This is a genomic window from Arenibacter palladensis (genome assembly GCF_900129275.1).
GTDB lineage: Bacteria > Bacteroidota > Bacteroidia > Flavobacteriales > Flavobacteriaceae > Arenibacter > Arenibacter palladensis.
On the sequence record NZ_FQUX01000001.1, the window covers coordinates 765,394 to 787,817 of the forward strand.

Sequence of the window (22,424 nt, forward strand, 5' to 3'; positions counted from 1 at the left end):
ACTTTATAACAACCATTGACAATGAAAAAACTAGCAATAAATGGCGGCATACCTAGTCGCGATACCAATAAGAATCCCTGGCCTAAATGGCCGGTTTGGGGGAAAGAAGAGGAAGTTGCTCTCATAGAGGTCCTGAATAGTGGAGTTTGGTCCTATAATGGGCCAAAGGAAATGGAGTTCAATAAACTATTTGCGGAATATACAGGGACAAAACATTCTATTTGTGTTGTAAATGGTACCATAACCATGCAAATTGCGCTGGAAGCCTTGGGTATAGGGGTTGGTGATGAGGTTATTGTCCCTGGCCTAACCTGGCAAGCTACTGCTGCCACCGTAATCGACGTAAATGCTACTCCCATATTGGTAGATATTTGTGAGGATACCTGGTGTATAGATCCAAAAGAAATTGAAAAGGCCATAACTCCAAGAACAAAGGCTATTATGCCAGTACATTTGTACGGTGCTTTTGCGGATATGGATGCGATAATGGCCATTGCCAAAAAACATAATCTTTATGTAATAGAGGATTGTGCCCATAAGCACGGAGGTGAATGGAAAGGTAAAAAAGCGGGAAGTATCGGTAATGCCGGTAGTTTCAGTTTTCAATTATCAAAACATTTAACTGCTGGTGAAGGGGGGTCTATTACTACAAATGATACCGATTTAGCCGAGAAAATGGATGCCCTAAGAAATGTGGGTCGCAGACCTGAAGGAGATTCGCTTATTGGTGCGGACAAAGGGATAGGGGATTATGGTGATGACGGTAATTTTATTCAGTCCGGTAACTATCGGATTACCGAATTTCAAGCAGCCATACTGGTAGAGGGTTTAAAAAGGTTGCCAGAACAAAATGCAAATAGAGACGCTAATGGGGTTTATTTAAATACGCTTTTAAAGGAAATAGAAGGGGTGACCCCTTTAAAAAGAGATGATCGGGAAACTAAAAAGGCTTATTTCAATTTTGCTTTTCGATATGATTCTAGCAAGTTCAAGAATTTGCCGATAGAGAAGTTCCGGTCTGCCCTGGAGGCGGAATTGGGCATAATAGTGGATGCTTGTTATGAGCCTTTAAATAATTGCTCATTGTATGTGCCGCACACAAAACCTTCCAGACACAAATTAAATGATGCCTATTGGAAGGCCATTGACCCAAAAAGATTTTCGTTACCGGTCTGTGAACGTATTTTTAAGGAAGAATCGGTTTGTGTACATCACAAGGTGTTAATGGGAACAAAAGCGGATATGGATTTGGTGGCCACGGCCATAAAAAAGATTTATACCCAGGCGGGGGAATTGATGGACTAAGGAAGTATCGGTTGCATCACTTAGGCAACTTATGCAGAATATTATTTTGAACAGATGAAATTACTTATAGGCCTAATTTCTATTTTCACTTGGTCCAATCTTGTTGTTGGGCAAGATTCCATGTTGGTCAAGGAAAATTATAGTATGCCCTTAAAGGGCATTTGTGCGCATAGGGGAGCCAATGAAACCCATCCGGAGAATACTTTGGCAGCATTTGAGGAGGCAATTCGATTGGGCGCACAGATGATAGAGTTGGATGTTCAGATGACCAAGGACAATCAATTGGTTATTATGCACGATGATAAGGTAAATAGGACCACCAATGGCCGCGGACTGGTAAAGAATCTTACATTGAGGAAAATAAAAAGGTTGGATGCGGGCAAATGGAAATCCAAAGAGTTTAAGAAAGAAAGGGTTCCCACCTTAAAGGAGGCCTTGGATATTATGCCGAAAAACATCTGGCTTAATATCCATTTAAAAGGGGATGAAAAATTGGGTGCGGCAACAGCGGAAGCTGTGATTTCTGCAGACAGAATCCACCAGGCTGTTATTGCTTGTAATAATGAGGCTGCCAAAGGGGTAAGGCAGGTAAATCCCAATATTATGATGTGCAACATGGAGCGATTATCCACTCGCGCTGAATATATTGATGAAACCATCGAAAAAGGCTTCACATTTCTTCAAATAAAAAGTAGTAGGGACGATGAAAATATGTTGGCAGATTTGAAGAAGCTGAAGGAAAATGGGATTCGCATTAATTATTTTCATTCCGAAGAAGCAGGTCGTGTGAAGGAATTATTGGATGCAGGGGTCGATTTTATTTTGACAGATCGTTTGTCCAAAATGCTGGATGCTTTTTCAAGAGCGAATTAATCACCTTGGTAAAGCACCCCAACAGTAATCACAGAATATGGTAAAATCCAAAGAATAAATACATTCTAATTAAATGAGAAAATACTTAATAGTTTCCATCTTGTTTTTAATTTTTTCCTGTTCCGAAACCAAAAAGGAAGTAGAACATACCCAAGGCTCTGTAAAAGGAGTAATGGATAGTGTAATTACCAGATTGTATGAAAAAGTGGATCCCAAGGACTACGATTCCATTGACGATACTTTTATGCTCCAGTTTCTGACCGATAGCGAGAAAACAACACTGGCAACCCGTTACCAATATTTTAAGGTAAATGTGCCCGTAACGGTTTCTTTGATGAGACATTTGGATCATGAAGTACCGTTTTGGCTTAAGGAAAGTGGTTTTGTAAAGACTAATGAACTCGTAAAAAATGAAGTCTATGAATATGAAGTATGGCAAAAGGATTTTGATGCGGGTTGGGTTAATCTCGGTATCCCGGGGTTCGACATGGATAGAGTCGTCTATTTTATATCGGTAGGCCCACAGAATTCCAATGAGGAATTAACAATTAGCGAACGCTATCCTGAGGAATATTCTTTGGAAGTGTTTAAAAAAGGGGCTTTTACATACCATGACTGGTCCGACCTTAAAATTACGGACCTTCCCAAAGAACTTGAGGGTCAGGTATTGTTCACTACCGTCAGGGGAAGGGCCCGGGAAGCACATGTAGAAGGAGCTTTTCGGGAAACGATATTTCCATCTTCCAGTCGACCCGATCAGATTATGCTTACCTGGAGTGCGGATCCCACAAATTCCATGGATGTACAATGGAGAACCAATACTACCGTAAAAGATGGAACTGTTCAGTATTGGAAGAAAAATACATCCGACACCATTTCCTTAAATGCCTCGGTATCCGGCATGGAAGATAGAATGTTGTTCAATGATAGATATATAAATCGATTTACCTCTAATCTGACCAACTTGGAGGCTGGAAGCTCTTATGAATATCGCGTGGGTTCAGTGGAAGATGGATCATGGTCTTCTGTTAAAAATTTTAAAACCGAAGCGAAGGATACAAAGGAGTTCTCGTTTATTTGGTTCGGAGATACGCATAGGGATCCCAAATGGGCAGAAATGCTCAACGATGCCAACCTCCGACATCCGGAAACTGCATTTTATTCAATTGCAGGCGATATTGTGACTACGGGACTTTACCGTACAGAATGGGACATGTTTTTTGGATATTCAAAAGATGTGTTCTCCAATAAGCCCTTAATGCCCGTTCCTGGAAATCATGATCGGCAGGATGGTTTGGGAGCCTGGATGTATTATCAATTATTTAGTTTGCCCACAAACGGACCTGAAAAAGTGGATCCGGAAAGCACTTACGCTTTCAAATATGGAAACGCTTTATTTTTGATGATAGATTCAACCCAACCCAACGAAGCACAGACCCAATGGATAGAGAATCAATTGAAAAATTCCAATGCCACTTGGAAATTCGTCATGTTTCATTTTCCGCCCTTTAATTTTGAAGAACCTTATTTGGATATTCAACAAGAATGGGGAGGTCTTTTTGATACCTACCATGTTGACATGGTCATGTCCGGGCATATTCATTATTACATGCGCTCAAAGCCGATGAATAATGGCAAGGTGGTGGACTCGTTTAAAGATGGGACCGTGTATGTAGTGTCTATTGGGACAAATGGTAATCATGATGATATAGGGGAAGAGCCTTATGCTGAAAAGAGGTTCAAGGACGGTCAGTTTTACCAGTATATGACATTGACCGATAAATCTTTGAAATACACAACCTACAATCAGGACGGAGAAATTGTTGATGAACTTTTAATAAAAAAGTAATTATGAAATGGACATAAACTTTTTTAAGCATAGCATACGCATATGATTAAGTTTATGTGAAACCGAAAGGTTCACGACCACAAAAAATAATAAGGACGTGAGTAAAACGAAGTGGTTACATCCCTATGTAAATTTTGTAATTACTTCTATTTAATCAATTATAAAATATTAAACAGATGAAAACCAGAATAGCCCTTATAGGTGCAGGATTTATATCGGATTATCATGCTCGTGGACTACAAACCTTAACCGATGTTGAAATTGTGGCCGTGGTGTCTAAGAACCTTGAAAATGCCCAAAAATTTGCCCTTAAGTACAATATAAAAGAGGCCTTGAATGATATTTCGTCCCTTGTAAAAAGTGATGATCTGGACGGCGTAATTATAAGTACTCCCAATCAATTTCACGCTCCCTATGCCATAGAGTTTTTGAAAAATGGAAAAGATGTTTTTCTTGAAAAACCTATGGGAATGAGCGGGGATGAAGGAAGACAAATAGCTGAGGTGGCAAACAAACATAACCAATTGGTGATGGTAGGTCATATGTGGCGTTTTGATACCGATACCCGTTATATAAAGGATACCGTGGCCTCGGGAAAGATAGGACGTGTATTTAAGACCAAAGGCTACGGAATACATGAAAATTGGGGTCCCTCTGGCTGGTTTACCAAAAAGGAATTGGCAGGGGGCGGGGCCTTGGCAGATATGGGGGTACACGCCATTGACGCCGTAAGATATATTTTGGGAGACCCAAAACCTGCCAAGGTATATGCCAGAATTTCTACAGAGTTTGGAGATTATGATGTAGACGATACGGGAATCTTGGTCATTACCTGGGACAATGGTACGGAAAGCATCATTGAAAGTGGATGGTGGCATCCCCATATGGACGGGCCGGAAGCCAGTACAAGTTTGTTTGGAACAAAGGGTTATGCCAATCTGTTTCCTACATTTTTGAAAATGAAGGAAGGTGAAGGTACGGTAACAACAGTACCAGAGCTTCCTAAAAGGGAAGATCACTGCGACCAAATTATTTACACCCGTCAAATGGAGTATTTTGTGGATTGTATCAAAACCAGGCAACAACCTGTTCCGGGCTTAATGGAAGGACAAATGGTGCTGGACATTGTAGATGCAGCCTATGAATCGGCCAAAACAGGAGAAGTGGTCAATTTAATGTAGTACTGGCACTATTCAAAACTTTTAAAAATGGCTCTGAGTGAATTAAGGCATCATATTGAAAACATTATTTTTGACCTGGATGGTACCCTTTGGGATCCTATGCCCATGAGTATCAAGGCTTGGCATACTGCTTTGAATGGTTTCGATTGTATTAAAAATCCTATTTCAGAGGAAGATATACAGGGTATTCTGGGAATGCAGCACGACCTGGTAGGAAAAAAACTGTTTCCATATCTTTCCAAAGAACAGCAAGACGAGGTCATGAACAGTTGCTATGTACAGGAGGTGAACGACATTAAGGAGTCTGGAGGGGTTTTGTATCATGGATTGGAAGATACCTTGAAGATCTTAGAGGGTAAGTACAATCTATATATAGTAAGTAATTGTCAGGCCGGTTATATAGAGGCCTTTTTTGAATACCACGGTTTGGGGGAGTATTTTAAAGATTACGAATGTTCTGGAAATACCGGACTGTCCAAGACCGAAAATGTAAAAATGGTCATTGAAAGAAACAATCTCTCCAAACCCATTTATATTGGGGATACTATGGGGGACTATACTGCGGCCATAGGGAACCAAATCCCTTTTATTTTTGCCAAATACGGATTTGGCGATGTGCCTAATCCAGATCATAACATAAATAAAATTTCCGATTTAAGGGATTTGCTTTAATCCAAACATAGATGATGGGGCTTGTGTTTTTAATGAAGTGGTTGCTTCACGCTTGGCTTTCAAAACGTTTTTGAGCTATTTGTGCGATTTAGCTTATGCCGTATTCATTTTAGGGGTAATTCCTAAATATTTAAAGTTTCAATTTTTAGGCTCAAGGTCTAAGAAATGGCTCCTTCCCCTAGCTAGGGGTAGGTGGATCTTCAGCTATCGGCTGAGGAGACGGAAGGGGTGACCGCCCTTATTTAGCAGTTTCATTGTTATGATTTCTCTCTTAAGGTTGAAATGACTTGCCCAGTCATTTGAACATTGGCCTTTTTTAGTAATCCCGATAGTTATTGGGAGAGACGACGCATATAATGGTTTTAGGCAGATCTTGACCAGGTTGAGTTGGTAGTTTGGAAGCTGATTGGATAATACATTTTCACAATGAACAATATGGATGATGTGGCACATAGTATGTCAATTTTAGGGGTAATCCCTAATCTTTAATGTCTCAATTTTAGGAACAAGGTTTAAGAAAAGGCTCCTTCCCCTAGCTAGGGGAAGGAGCCTTTTCAGCTATCGGCTGAGGAGACGGAAGGGGTGACCGCCCGTATTTTGCAGTTTCATTGTTATGATTTCTCTCTTAATTAAGGTTGAAATGACTTGCCCAGTCATATGGACATTGGCCTTTTTTAGTAATCCCGATAGTTATTGGGAGAATTGTCACATATAATGGTTTTAGGCTGATCTTGGCCAGGTTGAGTTGGTAGTTTGGAAGCTGATTGGATAATACATTTTCACAATGAACAATATGGATGAGGTGGCACATGGTATGTCAATTTTAGGGGTAATCCCTAATCTTTAATGTCTCAATTTTTAGGAACAAGGTTTAAGAAAAGGCTCCTTCCCCTAGCTAGGGGAAGGTGGATCTTCAGCTATCGGCTGAGGAGACGGAAGGGGTGACCGCCCGTATTTGGCAGTTTCATTGTTATGATTTCTCTCTTAAGGTTGAAATGACTTGCCTGGTCATATGGACCTAGGCCTTTTTTTGTATTCCCGATAGTTATTGGGAGAGTTACTGGTTTTATCACTTACCTCCCTAAGAAGATTAATCTGGCTATATTTAAATTTTGGTAATGTTTTAGCGGAATAATAGTTCTGATTTATAATTGTTTTTTGTTTTAAGTATAGATATCATTTTTCGACTAAACCATATTATCAGATTAAGAAAATATCGAAAAAATGGAGGATAACATCAACAGTAATATTAAGAATACCAAATTCTCAGTTTTGGATTTGGTGCCTGTAGCTCAGGGCTCAACCCCTTTACAGTCTATACAAAAGAGCCTGGAATTGGCACAACACGTAGAAACTTTGGGCTTTGAACGATTTTGGATTTCCGAACACCATAATATGGAAAGTTTGGTGAGTTCGGCTACACCAATTTTAATAGGACATATTGCCCAAGGCACCAAGACCATTAGGGTAGGCTCCGGTGGAATTATGTTGCCCAACCACGCCCCTTTAATTGTAGCGGAACAATTTGGTACCTTGGAGACACTTTATCCAGGGAGAATTGACTTGGGTTTGGGAAGGGCTCCAGGAACAGATCAACTAACGGCCAAGGCATTAAGACGGGATCGTACGGAAACTGTGCACGATTTCCCAAAGGATATAGTAGAATTGCAGACCTATTTCTCTAAAGAAAATAGTCATGCTGCAGTACGGGCCATACCGGGAGAAGGCTTGAATATTCCCTTGTATTTACTGGGTTCAAGCACATTTAGTGCCCAATTGGCCGGAGCAAAGGGATTGCCATATGCTTTTGCCAGTCATTTTGCACCAACCCATTTACATGAAGCCCTTAGATTGTACCATCAAAATTTTCAAGCTTCGGAACAAAGTACAGCTCCCTATACTATTGCCTGTGTAAATATAATTGCCGCAGAAACAGATGAAAAGGCCAAGTATTTGGAGACCAGCCTTCAGCAATTGGCTTTGGGAATTATAAGGAATACTAGAAAACCTTTACCACCACCTGTGAAGAGTATGGACGGATTATGGCATGAGGTGGAAAAAGTCCAAATACAAAAGATGATGCACTATAGTTTTGTAGGATCCCAGGAAACCATAAAAGCACAACTTACAAATTTTATTGAAGCAACGAGGGTCAATGAAATAATGGCAGTATCCCATATTTTTGATCATCAGGATCGTTTAAGTTCCTATGAAATTTTGAGTGGCCTTCTTAAATAGGAGTAAAATTACCTTTGTTAAAGTCATATTTTTGGTATCATGGATTCTGGATAACAAATTTTGGTTAATTTGTACTTATATAGATTTGCCATATATGAGTAAGAGGAAATATTTAATATTGTGCCTATGCGGGATTATGATGGCTTGTAACACTGAAATACATAGTCAGGAGAAAATGTTAAAGGTAAAAGAAATAGAATTTGAGGGACAAGCCGATTTGGAAGAGGTATCCCAACTTTTGGAGGAACATACTGAATTACATGCAATCGACTTAATAAATTGGGGTCAATTTTCTTATCGGCCAAATGTATCTTTTAGGATTGCGCACAGCAATAATGCCATTTGGATAAAATATTATGTCCAGGAAAAAAACATTCTGGCCAGTGTTGGGGACACCAATGGCCCAGTGGCCCGTGATAGTTGTGTGGAATTTTTTTTAGACCCCTTAGGGAACGGGAATTATTATAATTTTGAATTCAATTGTATTGGCACCGTCCATTTGGCTTATGGACCTGGAAGAGGGCAGCGTCAATTTGTTGACCCAAATACCATTAGGAATTTGATCGAGGTACAAAGTACTTTAGGATCACAAACATTCACAGAAAGAACGGGCGATTTTTCTTGGGAAATGACCATTATAATACCTGCTGGGATCCTGACCCATAATCCTGAAATAAAATTAAAGGGCCTAAAGAGTACTGCAAATTTTTATAAGTGTGGCGACGCTACTTCGCAACGTCATTATTTAACCTGGAATCCGGTTGGAACCGAAAAGCCCGATTATCACAGGCCGGAATATTTTGGCAAACTTATTTTTCAATAAACAACAGGGTGATTCCAAGTCACTTCGGGAACAAGATATTTTGAAGGGATATTTTTTATAATCTTTCAATAGAAATCGCGCTTTTATTTTAATTGAACAATATAATTGTTAAATATTGGAAATAAAATAGGCAGATTCCCCAAAGTATTATTAAATTTAAGATGTGTTCGAACACATCTTAGAAAGTTTAAGGCAGGAACTACATGCATGCTGAGGATATTATTATAGGGTAATACAACAATTCCAATCCAAATCATATTTTGGGGAATAATTGGTATTGGTGAAAATTGCCCATGGTGGAGAGTCAATTATAGGTTTATTTAATATACGATCAATGCCCATTTCCCCGCGAATCAAAAAATTACTTTTTGGTGTAGTGCCCGTTTGGACTCTGTTGAATTGTGAGGTACAACAACCTAACGCAGGTCTTTATTTACCAGAAGGTTTCAAGGCAGTCGTGGTCGTGGATAGCATAGAGGAAAGGGTTCGGCATTTGGCCGTGACCAACGATGGAATAGTGTATGGCAAACTTAGAAATTCCAATGAAAATGGAGGCATAGTTGCACTACAGGATAAAAACAAAGATGGCAGGGCAGAGATAATGCAAAAATTTGGAGCGTATCGTTCCCTTCAAAAATGGAGTTATTCCACAGCCATGAGGATCTATAATGGCTATCTGTATTTTAGTTCTGAATTGGTCATTTATCGCTATAAATTAAAACCGGGAACTCTAATACCTGAAGGGGAAATGGAAATTGTCATGACCGATGATCATGAGCATGGCAAGCACGAACATATAGGCAAGCCCATTGCTTTTGATAACAAGGGGTATATGTATGTTCCCTTTGGTGCCCCTTCCAATGCTTGTCAAAACCCTAAAAGAACCCCTGGGGCTCCGGGCATGGATCCATGTCCACAATTGGAGGACCATGGCGGTGTTTGGCGTTTCGAGGCCAATAAACTTGGTCAGACCCAAAAGGACGGTTACAAATATGCTTCGGGGATACGCAGTGTGGTGGCAATGGATTGGAATTCTGAGGATGAGAATCTGTATATTGTAATGCACGGACGGGATGATTTGCTGAGACTATTTCCCAATATCTATTCCGGTTGGGAAAGTGCCTTGCTCCCCTCGGAAGAATTTATTAGGGTAACCGAAGGTTCAAATTTTGGCTGGCCCTATTGTTACTATGACCAAATACAGGAAAAAAAGGTCCTCGCCCCTGAATACGGGGGTGATGGGAATATAACCGGGAGATGTCAGGAATTTGATGATCCTATAATGGGATTCCCTGGGCACTGGGCTCCGAACGATTTGGTTTTTTACGATGGGGATAAGCTGCCAAATCGATATAAAAATGGGGCTTTTATAGCCTTCCATGGATCAACTAATAGAGCTCCATATCCGCAATCGGGGTATTTTGTTGGATTTGTTCCCTTTAAGGACGGAAAGCCTTCCGGCGATTGGGAGGTTTTTGCGGATGGTTTTGCAGGGGTAGACCCCATCGTAAGTGTTAAAGACGCCGAATATAGGCCTATGGGTATTGCTTTCGGTGCAGACGATAGTATGTACATTTCAGATTCGGTAAAGGGAAGGATATGGAAGATAGTATTCCATGGCGACAAAAATAATTTTGGCCAGGATCAATTGGCGGAAATGGAAAAAAGAAAACTATTGTCCCATATTAGGACACCCGATGAAACCAAGGATAATCTTATGGCAGGTGCATTTACCGGAGGTGAAAAGATTTATTATACCTATTGCAGCACCTGTCATCAACAGGATGGTAGGGGAGCAACGGGTAGATTTCCACCTTTGACCGGAACGGAATGGGTAATTGGTGACAAGGAGAGATTGATCAATATTGTTTTAAATGGAATGGAAGGCTCCATGGAGGTGAACGGGGAGGTTTACAACGGGGTAATGCCACAGCATAGTTTTTTAAGTGATGAGGAAGTGGCCGATGTCCTGACCTATATCAGGACCAATTTTGGGAATGATGCGGGGGAGATAAAACCAGAAGAAGTAAGGAAGCTAAGAAGCAGTTTATAAAATTTACATACTAGGTGTTTAGATCAACTAATACTTTTTAAAAATGAAAAATATGCTAAAAAAACGGAATTGGGCTATTATTTTAATGCTAGCGGCAACTATTTCCTTGACCGCACAGGACTATGACATCTTGGTTAAAGGGGGACATGTGATAGACACTAAAAACAATTTGGACCAAGTAATGGATGTAGCCATAAAGGATGGGAAAATTGCAAAAGTCGATTCCAAAATTCCCGAAAATCAGGCTAAAAAGGTAATAGATGCCAAGGGGTTTATTGTAGCTCCCGGACTCTTGGATATACATGGGCACAATTTTTTTGGGACCGAGGAGGATGCGTATTTAAGTAACAGTTTTAGTGCCCTGCCCCCTGATGGTTTTACCTTTAGAAGTGGCGTTACCACTATTGTTGATGTAGGTGGTGCTGGGTGGAAGAATTTTAAAACCTTTAAGGCGCAGACGATAGATAATTCAAAAACAAGGGTATTGTCTTTCTTAAATATTATTGGGTCGGGCATGAAGGGAGGTGCCATTGAGCAGAATATAGAGGATATGAATCCTAAATTAACGGCCTATGTTGCCTCACAGAACAAAGGGACCATAGTAGGGGTAAAATTGGCCCATTATAGTGGTTTTGATTGGGAACCTGTAAATAGGGTGGTTGCAGCGGGGACTATGGCCGATATCCCGGTTATGATCGATTTTGGAGGCAGCGAACCGGAGTTGTCATTGGAAACATTGCTCATGGAAAAACTTCGTCCCGGTGACATCTTTACCCATGCCTATGCCCATGTAAAAGGAAGAACTCCTGTAGTGGATGAAAGTGGCAAGGTTAGGAAATATGTCTTTGATGCCCAAAAACGAGGGATCATTTTTGATGTTGGACATGGTGGTGGCAGCTTTGTCTTCGAGCAAGCCATTCCGGCCATAAAACAAGGGTTTTTACCTAATTCCATAAGCACGGACCTGCACACGGGAAGTATGAACGGGGGAATGAAGGATATCCTCAATATAATGTCAAAATTCATCAATATGGGCATGCCGGTAAAACAGGTAATTGAAACTGCAACTTGGAATCCTGCCCAGTATATTAAACGCACGGATTTAGGACACCTGACTGTTGGGGCCGTGGCAGACCTAACTATTCTGAACCTTAGAAAAGGGAATTTTGGGTTTATTGATACACAAGGGAAAAAAATGATGGGCGACCAAAAATTGGAATGTGAGCTAACCCTAAGGGAGGGAGATGTGGTTTGGGATCTAAACGGTATTTCCAGACCTATGTGGAATGCAAAGTAATCCCGTTTATTGAAAATAGTCTATGGGAAGTGCATTGAATTGGATTAATCTATAAAAAATTAATTATGTTAAGTAGGAGAAAATTATTAAAAACCTTATCCAGTGTACCAGTGGTGGGCGGATTGGTAGGTACTGGATTATTAACGCCTCAATTGCTTGGTGCTACAGTAAGCCAACCGGCAAAGCGGAATTTTTTCAAGGAGCTGGGCATACGTACATTTATCAATGCTGCCGGAACCTATACTTCCATGACAGGTTCCTTAATGTCCGAGGAGGTTACCTCGGCAATTGTATTCGGAGCTACGGAATATGTAGATTTGGACGACCTACAGGATAAGGTCGGTGAAAGAATAGCAGAATTGTTGGAGTGCGAATATGCCACGGTATCCTCTGGAGCTTTCGGGGCCATGTCCATTGGGCTTGCCGGGGTAATTTCTGGAATGGACTCCGAAATAGCCGCCCAACTTCCGGATACCACAGGATTGAAGCACGAAGTAATAATACAGGAAGGCCATAATATTGGTTATACCCATGCCCTATTGAACGTCGGCGCCAAAATAGTCACCGTAAAAACAAAGAAGGAAATGGAAAAGGCCATTAACAAAAATACGGCCATGCTATGGTTTTTAAATGCCAATACGGACAATGGTGAAATTAAGTATGACGAGTTTATCGCTATTGGAAAAAAACACAACATTCCAACTTTTATAGATTGTGCAGCTGATGTACCCCCAGTGGAGAACTTGTTTAAATTTACTAAAATGGGGTTCGATTTAGTGGCATTTTCTGGAGGAAAAGGAATTAGAGGGCCCCAAAGCGCTGGATTATTGTTGGGCAGAAGGGACCTGATAAAAGCGGCAAGAATACATACCCCGCCTCGTGGAAGCACTATTGGAAGGGGTATGAAAGTAAATAAGGAGGAAGTTCTAGGGATTCTGGTGGCCTTGGAAATGTATTTGGCCAAGGATCATCAAAAGGAATGGGAACTTTGGGAAAATCAAATTAAATTAATTAGCGATAGTGCCTTATCCGTAAAAGGGGTGCAGACAGAAATACATGTACCGCCCTATGCCAACCATGTCCCTTCCCTACGTATTAAATGGGACAGTAATTTGGTTAAGATAAGTCCAGAGGACGCCAGGAAAAAGTTAATGGAAGGCCATCCTGCCATAGCTACGGTAGGTGACAAGGAAACTATAGGTATAACTACCTGGATGATGGATCCGGGTCAGGAAAGAATAGTGGCCAAACGCCTTAAGGAAGTGTTGGAGAATGTGTAATTAGTAATAAATAAGAATTAGTTTTAATAGCAAGCGTATGAATTTCAAGTATTTTTTAATCCCATTAATGGTGGTAATGACCATTTCATGCAACACAAAAAAGGAAGATGTAGGAACATCTGTTAAAAAGGAAACACCAGTAGTTCCAGCCGACTATGATCCAGAAAAAAAACTTAAGGAACTGGGCATAACCTTAACGGAAGCCAGTGCTCCGGTAGCCAATTACGTAAATGCCGTTCGCTCTGGAAATCTAATTTTTCTATCTGGAAAAGGGCCACTTCAGAGTAATGGCGAAAATATTGAGGGCAAGGTAGGGTCAGAGCTAACCATTGAGGAGGGTTATGAGGCCGCCAAAATTACGGGTATTAATCAATTATCCGTTTTAAAATCTGAATTGGGAAATTTAAATAAGGTAGTTAGGGTGGTCAAGGTCTTAGGTATGGTAAATGCAGGACCGGATTTTCCCGATCATCCCAAGGTGATCAATGGATATTCAGATTTAATGGTAGCCGTATTTGGAGAAAGGGGAAAACATGCGCGCGCTGCCGTAGGTATGGGGTCCCTTCCGGGAAATATCGCCGTAGAGATCGAAATGATCGTAGAGGTAATGCCAGATTGAATTTGATGCCAAATATTGAATATTCCTTCTTGTCTACTATCAAATAATAAACTGCCGAGGGCGCTGGTCAACAGCTATTGGATTTCCATGATAGAGTAGCAGGTAATAATCCTTATGTAACCAAGGAGCAATGAATGTTGATGAATTCCCCTTCCAAAGCTGTGAAGGGGAATATTGTTATTTTTATTTATGATAGTTTTGTGGTAAAGTCCGTAACCAAGGTTGGGCTATACCCAAAATTCAATTCTGTAACAGATGAAAAAGCTCCTAATCAAAAATATGGTTTGCGATAGATGTAAAACCCTTTTGGCACAAGAGTTTGCCAAGGCTGGGATTGTAATTACATCTATAAAATTAGGGGAGATCGTATATGAGGAAAATGCCGATAATGAGGAAGGTATAATAGAAGGCATATTGAAAAATAACGGCTTCGAATTGGTTAAGGATACAGCTGATATGATCATTGAAAACATTAAGATCCAATTAATCAATACAATCAACAATGGAGAAAATGATATAGCAGGCAACATGTCCTCCTACTTGTCCAAAAAACTAAATAAAGATTACTCCATCCTAAGTAAAATGTTCAGTAAAAAGGAAGGTGTAACCATTGAGAAATACTACATCGATCTAAAAATTGAATGGGCAAAGGAACTCATCCAAATGAACGAACTCAATTTTTCTGAAATAGGATATGCCTTAAATTACAGGAACAGTAGTCATTTGGCCTCACAGTTTAAGTCGGTCACTGGCATGTCTATGGGAGAATATAAAAAATTACAACAATGGGATAGAAAACCGCTGGACAAAATTATGTAAGGATTCTCCATAATTGTAAAAAGTGTTCCGTGTCAATATGACTATTTTTACTTACGAATTAAAAATGCATGGATATGAGACACACCTATAAGATACACGGTATGACCTGCAACGGTTGTAGGTCGCATGTAGAGCATACCTTAAATGCAGTGGAAGGCGTTGCCCATGCAACTGTAGATTTGGAAAAAGCCGAAGCTGTAATTGACATGGACGGGCATATACCTCTTTCTGCTTTTAAAAAGGCCTTGGAAGATGATGGCGGCGCCTATGGCATTTCTATGCCAGGAGAAGAACACGAGCATCATCGACCTAAGAAACAAAAGCCCAGAGGTAAGGGTACAGGGACCTTTTATTGCCCTATGCATTGTGAGGTGGATAAAACCTATGATCAGCCGGGAGATTGTCCGGTTTGTGGAATGGATTTGGTGGAAGAGGTAAAGGCAAATATTGGTGGTAATACCCAATATACCTGTCCAATGCACCCTGAAATTATCCAGGATGAACCAGGTTCCTGTCCCATCTGTGGAATGGACCTGGTACCGTTAAAGACAGATATTTCGGCAGAGGAGAAAAACTATAAAAAGCTATTGAAGAAATTTTGGATAGCCCTTGCCTTTACGCTGCCTATTTTTCTTATTGCCATGTCAGAAATGGTGCCCAATAACCCATTGTATACTATTTTGGGTATGAAATATTGGAACTGGATCCAGTTTGGACTTTCCCTTCCCGTGGTATTCCATGCTACTTGGATGTTTTTTGAAAGGGCATATCGCTCTATAAAGACATGGAATTTAAACATGTTTACCCTTATTGGTATCGGATCTGGAGTTGCTTGGCTATTTAGTGTGTTCGGAATGCTTTTTCCAGATATTTTCCCGGCCCAGTTCAAAACCCATCACGGTACCGTACATGTGTATTTTGAGGCGGCTACAGTAATACTGACACTAGTATTATTGGGACAACTTTTGGAGGCCCGGGCCCATAGCAAGACGAACAACGCGGTGAAGGAGCTGTTAAAATTGGCACCCAATAAGGCTGTTAAACTGGTGGACGGGAAAGAAGAAGTCATTGCTATCGATAAAATTAAAATAGGGGATTTGCTGAGGGTTAAGCCCGGTGATAAAATTCCTGTCGATGGCATTATTCATGAAGGGGAGAGCTCCTTGGATGAATCCATGATTACGGGAGAACCCATCCCGGTAGATAAAAAGGAAGGTGACCAAGTGAGTTCCGGAACTATTAATGGAAACCAATCCTTTGTAATGAAGGCAGAAAAGGTGGGTTCGGACACTTTGCTGGCGCAAATTATAGAGATGGTCAATAAGGCCAGTCGCAGTCAGGCTCCCATTCAGAAATTGGCGGATAGGATTTCCGGATATTTTGTTCCCGTGGTGGTATTGGTCTCTGTTATTACCTTCATCGTTTGGGCTATTTTTGGTCCCGAACCCAAATATGTCTATGCCTTGGTAAATGCTATTGCCGTATTGATCATAGCCTGTCCTTGTGCCTTGGGTTTGGCCACACCTATGTCTGTCATGGTCGGAATAGGGAAAGGGGCGCAATCCGGGGTATTGGTCAAAAATGCGGAGGCTTTGGAAAAAATGAATAAAATTGATACTCTAATTATAGATAAGACAGGAACAATTACTGCGGGAAAGCCATCCGTAGAAAAAGTGGTGGTTACCTCAGATGATTATCCTGAGGAAAAAGTGTTGCAATACATTGTATCCCTCAATCAAATGAGCAAACATCCGTTAGCGGAGGCAACGGTTGCATACGGGAAGGAACAAGGCGCGGAAATTTTGAAGGTGTCGGAATTTAATTCGGTTACAGGGAAAGGTGTATCAGGAATTGTCAATGAGATTAAACTGGCATTGGGGAACGATAGGATGATGGAGGAAGTCAAGGCTACCATGTCCAATGGGCTAATGAATAAAGTAAAAATTGAACAGCAGCTTGGCAAAACGGTTTCCATGATTTCTGTAGATAGCACTGTTGTTGGATTTGTTGTGATTACCGATAAAATAAAAGAAACCAGCAAAAAGGCCATTTCGGCATTGCAATCTTTGGGAATATCCGTAATCATGTTGACTGGTGATAATTATGATACGGCAAAGGCTGTGGCGGAGGAACTTGAACTTACCGATTTTAAGGCGGGGATGCTTCCCCAGGACAAGCTGAATGAAGTGGAAAGCTTGCAAGAACAGGGCAAAAAAGTTGCGGTGGCAGGAGATGGCATAAACGATGCTCCGGCATTGGCGAAGAGTGAGGTTGGAATCGCCATGGGAACAGGTACCGATGTAGCTATTGAAAGTGCCTCCATTACTTTGGTAAAAGGAGATTTACAAGGAATTGTAAAAGCTAGGAACCTAAGTGTAAAAGTGATGGGAAATATTAAACAAAATTTATTTTTTGCACTTATTTACAATACCCTTGGGGTACCTATAGCAGCAGGTGTGCTCTATCCATTTTTTGGGCTACTACTATCACCTATGATCGCCGCATTGGCCATGAGTTTTAGTTCGGTTTCCGTAATTGCAAATGCCCTTAGATTAAGAAATGCCGATATTTCATGACCTGGGCATTTCTTGAAAATTGACAAAATATGGCTTGGTTTATTATTTTAATCTTTACATAACGATCTAATAACTTTAAATAATTCATTTCAACATAAAAAGGGGTGAATATTGTCTATTAATATTTATCTTTTGAGAAATTTTACACCAAACTGCCAACACTTTTGAAGCTAGTAAAAAAAGATATTTCGTTTTTGCTATATGGGGCATTTGCCTCCTTTGGCACTTATTTCTGCATGTATGCATTTCGCAAACCGTTTACGGTAGCTACATTTGAAGATCTTTCATTTGCGGGGGTAGATTACAAGATAATTTTGATCATTGCCCAAGTACTTGGGTACATGCTTTCAAAATTTATTGGGATTAAGGTAATTTCGGAACTAAAGCCCAACCAACGCATATTTTATTTGCTGGGGCTTATTCTTGCCGCTGAGGCAAGTCTTCTTTTGTTCGCCCTTACTCCCGCTCCTTATAATATAGTATTCATGTTTTTAAATGGCCTGCCATTGGGGATGGTATGGGGAATTGTTTTTTCATATTTGGAAGGTAGAAAGTTTACAGAATTTTTGGGAGTGGCTTTGTGTTCCAGCTTTATAGTATCCAGTGGCGCTGTAAAATCGGTGGGTCTTTTGGTTATGGAAAATTGGCAGGTATCCCAATTTTGGATGCCATCCGTTACTGGCGGCATTTTTTTGGCTCCTTTTGTATTATTTGCCTGGTTGTTGAATAAGATGCCCCAACCTACAGAGGAGGATAAGGAACTTAGAACAGAACGGAAACCTATGACAGGGAAGGACAGAAAAAGGGTTTTTCTTACGTTTCTGTTTCCAATAATAATTTTGGTTTTTTTCTACACTTTCTTAACTGCTTTGCGCGATTTCAGGGATAATTTTTCCAGGGAAATTTGGGATGCCCTAGGTTTCGAGGGTGATGCTGCCATATATACCATCTCGGAATTGCCTATCGCCATATTGGTATTGCTCATCATAGGATTTTTGGGAGTGATCAAAAATAATTATAAGGCCTTTGTTTCCTATCACTACCTATTGCTTTTTGGTACTATTGCCATTGGACTTTCTACCTTGTTGTTTCAATTGGCTTTAATTTCACCTATTCTTTGGATGATCAGTGTTGGCTTTGGACTCTATATATGTTATGTACCTTTTAATTGCATTTTTTTCGATCGCATGATCGCTACTTTCCGAATTAAGGGCAATGCAGGTTACCTTATATATATTGCGGATGCCTTTGGTTATTTGGGCAGTATGGGAGTACTGCTTTATAAGAATTTTGGTCAGAGTACCCTTTCTTGGCTCAATTTCTTTATGGCCAGCACTTATTTAATCGCCGTTTTGGGGTCTATTATTACTTTAGTTTCACTTTTCTACTTTAAAAGGAAATACAAGAAGAATTTATTAGTGGAAAAGTCGGAAATACAATTGGCGGAAGCATAATTTATTCCCCGCTTATTCCTCATTCATCTACTCACTACTTCTAGAGATCAGCCTTTTTAGGCTTGTCTTAAATACTTTTGCGCTCATTCTTTTGTCCTAATAGTTTTGTTAACGTTGCTTTAACAAATAGGCAGATTTCATTGCAATCTTTTAATATTAATTGAGGGTTTAGTTAACCTATGCCTAGGATATTTGCGCTCACTAAATAATTAAAAAATCACAAACTAAAAAGAATGAACAAAACAAGTATTGTTATGGTATTTGCCTTTTTTGCATTTATCATGGGCCATTCCCAAGGAGTATTTACGGGAAAGGTTTTGGATGAAAACAATGCGCCTTTGCCAGGGGCATCGGTGGTCATTAAAGGTAGTTCCAAAGGGGTAGCTACCGATTTTGATGGAAATTTTCAAATTGAATTAAATTCGGCAAACGATATTCTACTCGTTACCTATTTAGGATATATTCCAACCGAAATTACTACCTCTGGAAAAACATCAGCGGAAATAGTACTTCTTCCCGATTCTGAAAAATTGAATGAGGTGGTGGTAACGGCCTTGGGGATTACTAGGGCGGAGAAGAAGATTGGTTATGCCACCCAAAAAATGGATGTGGAGATAATCGAGGAAATAAATGCCCCCAATGTGGGGAATCTATTTACCGGGCAGGTAGCTGGACTAAGTGTAAGCAATCCCACCGGACTATTTCAAAAGCCTTCATTTTCCCTACGTGGAAAATCGCCATTGATCGTAATTGATGGGATTCCTGTCGAGACCGATTTTTATGATGTTTCCGCCAATAACATAGCCAATGTAAACGTGCTAAAGGGAACAACGGCTTCTGCGCTTTATGGATCTAGGGGTAGAAACGGTGCCATTTTGATCACTACCAAGAACGCCAATGTAGACGGATTGGAAATTTCAGTGTCCCATAATACTATGGTATCCGCAGGCTTTACCGTATTTCCGGAAACCCAGACAGAATATGGTAACGGATCCAATGGAAAGTATGAATTCTGGGACGGTAAGGACGGAGGTATTTCCGATGGGGATATGATCTGGGGTCCCAAGTTTGAACCTGGGGTTATGGTCTCCCAATGGAACAGTCCTATATTAGATAACGTTACTGGGGAAACCATTCCTTGGTGGGGAGATGTTTATGGTACCCAATACGACGATAAATCCCGTTATTCCAGAGTGCCAACGCCTTGGGAATATCATAATAACTTAAAGGATTTCATGGAAACCGGATATATTTCCAGTACGGATTTCTCTGTATCCAGTAAATCCGAAAAAGGCTCCTTCCGTTTATCAGGAAATTATTCCGACCAAAAGGATAGGGTACCCAATTCCGGTCTTAAAACAGGGGGTTTAACTTTTAAATCTACCACCAACCTTTCCAAATCACTTACTTTGGATAGCAAACTTTCCTATAATAAGGTGTATTCTCCCAATTACCCAAGACACGGGTACGGACCAAAGAACCACATGTATACCATTCTAATTTGGATGGGGGACGATGTTGATGGCCAGGATTTAAAAGAACATATGTACGTTCCGGGACAGGAAGGTTATAGACAGGCCAACTTTAACTATGCCTGGTACAACAACGTGTATTTTGCAGCCAATGAATTGAACCAAAAATACGATGCCGATCTAATCAATGCACAGATGGTGCTGAAGTATAATATAGCCGAGGGTTTAAACCTTCAAGGAAGGGGCTCGGCCGTTATACAGGATATTTTTGAGGACAGACAAAGTCCTAAGACCTATTTAAATTATGGCGATGCCAGGGAGGGGGACTATAAGACCTGGAACTCCAAAAGGTTAACAGTAGATTATGATATTCTGGCCTCCTATACCAAATCCCTGACAGAGGATATCTCCTTCGACGTCAATGCAGGTGCTTCTACTTTTTATAGAAAATATCAACAGGAATATAACTCAACCGATGGCCTTGTAGTTCCTTTTGTGTATAGCCTTAACAACACTAGTGGCAATGTGGCTGCGAGTACATATTTTCAAGAAAGGGCAACCAATAGTGTCTATGCCACTTTGGGACTGGACCTATACAATGCGGTGTTTTTAACAGCTGCGGCAAGAAATGACTGGTCTTCAACACTTCCCAAGGAGAACCGCTCCTATTTCTATCCATCCGTGTCCTTAAGTACGGTGGTCTCCAATTTTGTTACCATGCCAAAAGCTGTGGATTATTTAAAGCTTTATGGATCATGGGCACAGGTTTCCAGTGATCTGGATCCTTATAGCACGGAATCTTATTATACCAATAGTGGTGTTTTTGGAGGAAATATAAAATTGCAATATCCTAATGGCTTGGTAAATTCCAACATAGAGCCCGAAAGTTCCAACTCGTTCGAACTTGGTCTAAGTTCTGCTTTTCTAAAGAACAGGCTGGCATTGGATCTTACTTATTATAACGTGGTGGACACCAACCAGATCATAGACTTGCCAATTTCAAACACATCTGGATTTGAAAACAGAAAGGTAAATGGCAATGAATATACTACCAATGGTCTGGAAGTGGTACTTAATGCCAAACCGATTCTTACAGAAGACTTTATTTGGAACCTAACTGCCAACTGGAGCAGAAAGGTTCAGAGAATTACGGAAATATACGGGGATAATGCCACTTACAACAATTTAAGGTTGAACGATAGGGCAGATAGCTACTATGCAACGGTGTGGCAGAAGTCTGCGGATGGCGATCTAATCTTGGGTGCCAATGGATTGCCGATCAGGGATAATTTCCCACAACTTTTGGGACATAACGATCAAGATTGGACCCTGGGTCTTCAGAATAGTTTTAAATATAAGAACCTTACCGTAAATGTTGGAATAGACGGCGGATGGGGCGGTCTGATCCGTTCCTTGACCGTTGAGAAAATGTGGTGGGGCGGTAAGCACCCCAATTCTACCGAATATAGGGATGCGGAATATGCGGCCGGAGTTCCGGTATATGTGCCGGACGGGGTACAGGTTACGGGCGGTGACCTGATACAGGACGTAAATGGGGATGTTATTTCCGATACCCGTACATACACCCAGAATACCACAGCGGTGAGCTGGCAGACCTGGTCGCAGAACTATCCGTACAGGGCAGCGGTGACCTACAAGGAAAGTGAGAAGTTTGCCAATATTTTCGATCGAAGCTTCTTTAAATTGAGGACCCTTTCCTTTAAATATGATATCACCGAACTGGCCAATATCAACGGTGTAAAAAATCTTGATGTAACCCTTAGCGGCTACAACTTATTGGTATGGAAGAAGGCGGATATCATTGATCCGGATTTTGGGAACGACAATAATTTACAGGATCCTTCCACTAGGTACATTGGTATAGGCGTTAATGTTAAATTTTAGTAAAAGAC

The 22,424-nt window shown here is 40.7% G+C and carries 15 protein-coding genes; all 15 read left to right on the plus strand.

Going from position 1 to position 22,424, the window contains the following annotated elements; translation table 11 throughout:
- Positions 1–21 precede the first annotated feature (21 nt).
- The 15 genes from BUA60_RS02945 (at position 22) to BUA60_RS03015 (ending at position 22,416) form a co-directional block, all read left to right on the plus strand.
- Entirely contained in the window at positions 22–1,305 is a 1,284-nt protein-coding gene (locus BUA60_RS02945) for a DegT/DnrJ/EryC1/StrS family aminotransferase (RefSeq protein WP_072860229.1), read from the plus strand.
- A 54-nt stretch (positions 1,306–1,359) separates the two neighbouring features.
- A complete protein-coding gene (locus BUA60_RS02950) occupies positions 1,360–2,178 on the plus strand; it encodes a glycerophosphodiester phosphodiesterase (protein ID WP_072860230.1) in 819 nt (272 codons plus the stop codon).
- A 73-nt stretch (positions 2,179–2,251) separates the two neighbouring features.
- Positions 2,252–4,027, plus strand: coding sequence for a purple acid phosphatase family protein (locus BUA60_RS02955; RefSeq protein ID WP_072860231.1), 1,776 nt, complete (start codon positions 2,252–2,254; stop codon positions 4,025–4,027).
- Between the two features lie 176 nt (positions 4,028–4,203).
- Positions 4,204–5,208, plus strand: coding sequence for a Gfo/Idh/MocA family protein (locus tag BUA60_RS02960; RefSeq protein WP_072860232.1), 1,005 nt, complete (start codon positions 4,204–4,206; stop codon positions 5,206–5,208).
- 27 nt (positions 5,209–5,235) lie between these two features.
- Complete coding sequence (locus BUA60_RS02965; protein WP_072860233.1) at positions 5,236–5,880, plus strand: HAD family hydrolase; 645 nt, start codon at positions 5,236–5,238, stop codon at positions 5,878–5,880.
- A 1,224-nt stretch (positions 5,881–7,104) separates the two neighbouring features.
- Positions 7,105–8,118: an LLM class flavin-dependent oxidoreductase gene (locus tag BUA60_RS02970; protein ID WP_072860234.1), complete on the plus strand. Its 1,014-nt coding sequence runs from the start codon at positions 7,105–7,107 to the stop codon at positions 8,116–8,118.
- 94 nt (positions 8,119–8,212) lie between these two features.
- Positions 8,213–8,941, plus strand: a complete 729-nt coding sequence (locus BUA60_RS02975; protein WP_143153112.1) for a carbohydrate-binding family 9-like protein — start codon at positions 8,213–8,215, stop codon at positions 8,939–8,941.
- A gap of 334 nt (positions 8,942–9,275) precedes the next feature.
- On the plus strand, positions 9,276–10,994 hold the full coding sequence (locus BUA60_RS02980) for a PQQ-dependent sugar dehydrogenase (protein WP_072860235.1): 1,719 nt from the start codon (positions 9,276–9,278) through the stop codon (positions 10,992–10,994).
- Positions 10,995–11,037: 43 nt separating this feature from the next.
- Positions 11,038–12,291, plus strand: a complete 1,254-nt coding sequence (locus BUA60_RS02985) for an amidohydrolase/deacetylase family metallohydrolase (protein WP_245802489.1) — start codon at positions 11,038–11,040, stop codon at positions 12,289–12,291.
- A gap of 65 nt (positions 12,292–12,356) precedes the next feature.
- The gene (locus BUA60_RS02990; RefSeq protein ID WP_072860236.1) at positions 12,357–13,571 is read left to right on the plus strand and encodes a selenocysteine synthase; all 1,215 of its coding nucleotides are present in this window, start codon (positions 12,357–12,359) and stop codon (positions 13,569–13,571) included.
- A 37-nt stretch (positions 13,572–13,608) separates the two neighbouring features.
- Positions 13,609–14,190: a RidA family protein gene (locus BUA60_RS02995; protein ID WP_072860237.1), complete on the plus strand. Its 582-nt coding sequence runs from the start codon at positions 13,609–13,611 to the stop codon at positions 14,188–14,190.
- Positions 14,191–14,445: 255 nt separating this feature from the next.
- The gene (locus tag BUA60_RS03000) at positions 14,446–15,009 is read left to right on the plus strand and encodes a helix-turn-helix domain-containing protein (protein WP_072860238.1); all 564 of its coding nucleotides are present in this window, start codon (positions 14,446–14,448) and stop codon (positions 15,007–15,009) included.
- A gap of 74 nt (positions 15,010–15,083) precedes the next feature.
- The gene (locus BUA60_RS03005; protein ID WP_072860831.1) at positions 15,084–17,585 is read left to right on the plus strand and encodes a heavy metal translocating P-type ATPase; all 2,502 of its coding nucleotides are present in this window, start codon (positions 15,084–15,086) and stop codon (positions 17,583–17,585) included.
- Positions 17,586–17,749: 164 nt separating this feature from the next.
- Entirely contained in the window at positions 17,750–19,039 is a 1,290-nt protein-coding gene (locus tag BUA60_RS03010; RefSeq protein ID WP_072860239.1) for a DUF5690 family protein, read from the plus strand.
- Between the two features lie 233 nt (positions 19,040–19,272).
- Entirely contained in the window at positions 19,273–22,416 is a 3,144-nt protein-coding gene (locus BUA60_RS03015; protein WP_072860240.1) for a SusC/RagA family TonB-linked outer membrane protein, read from the plus strand.
- Positions 22,417–22,424: the final 8 nt, after the last annotated feature.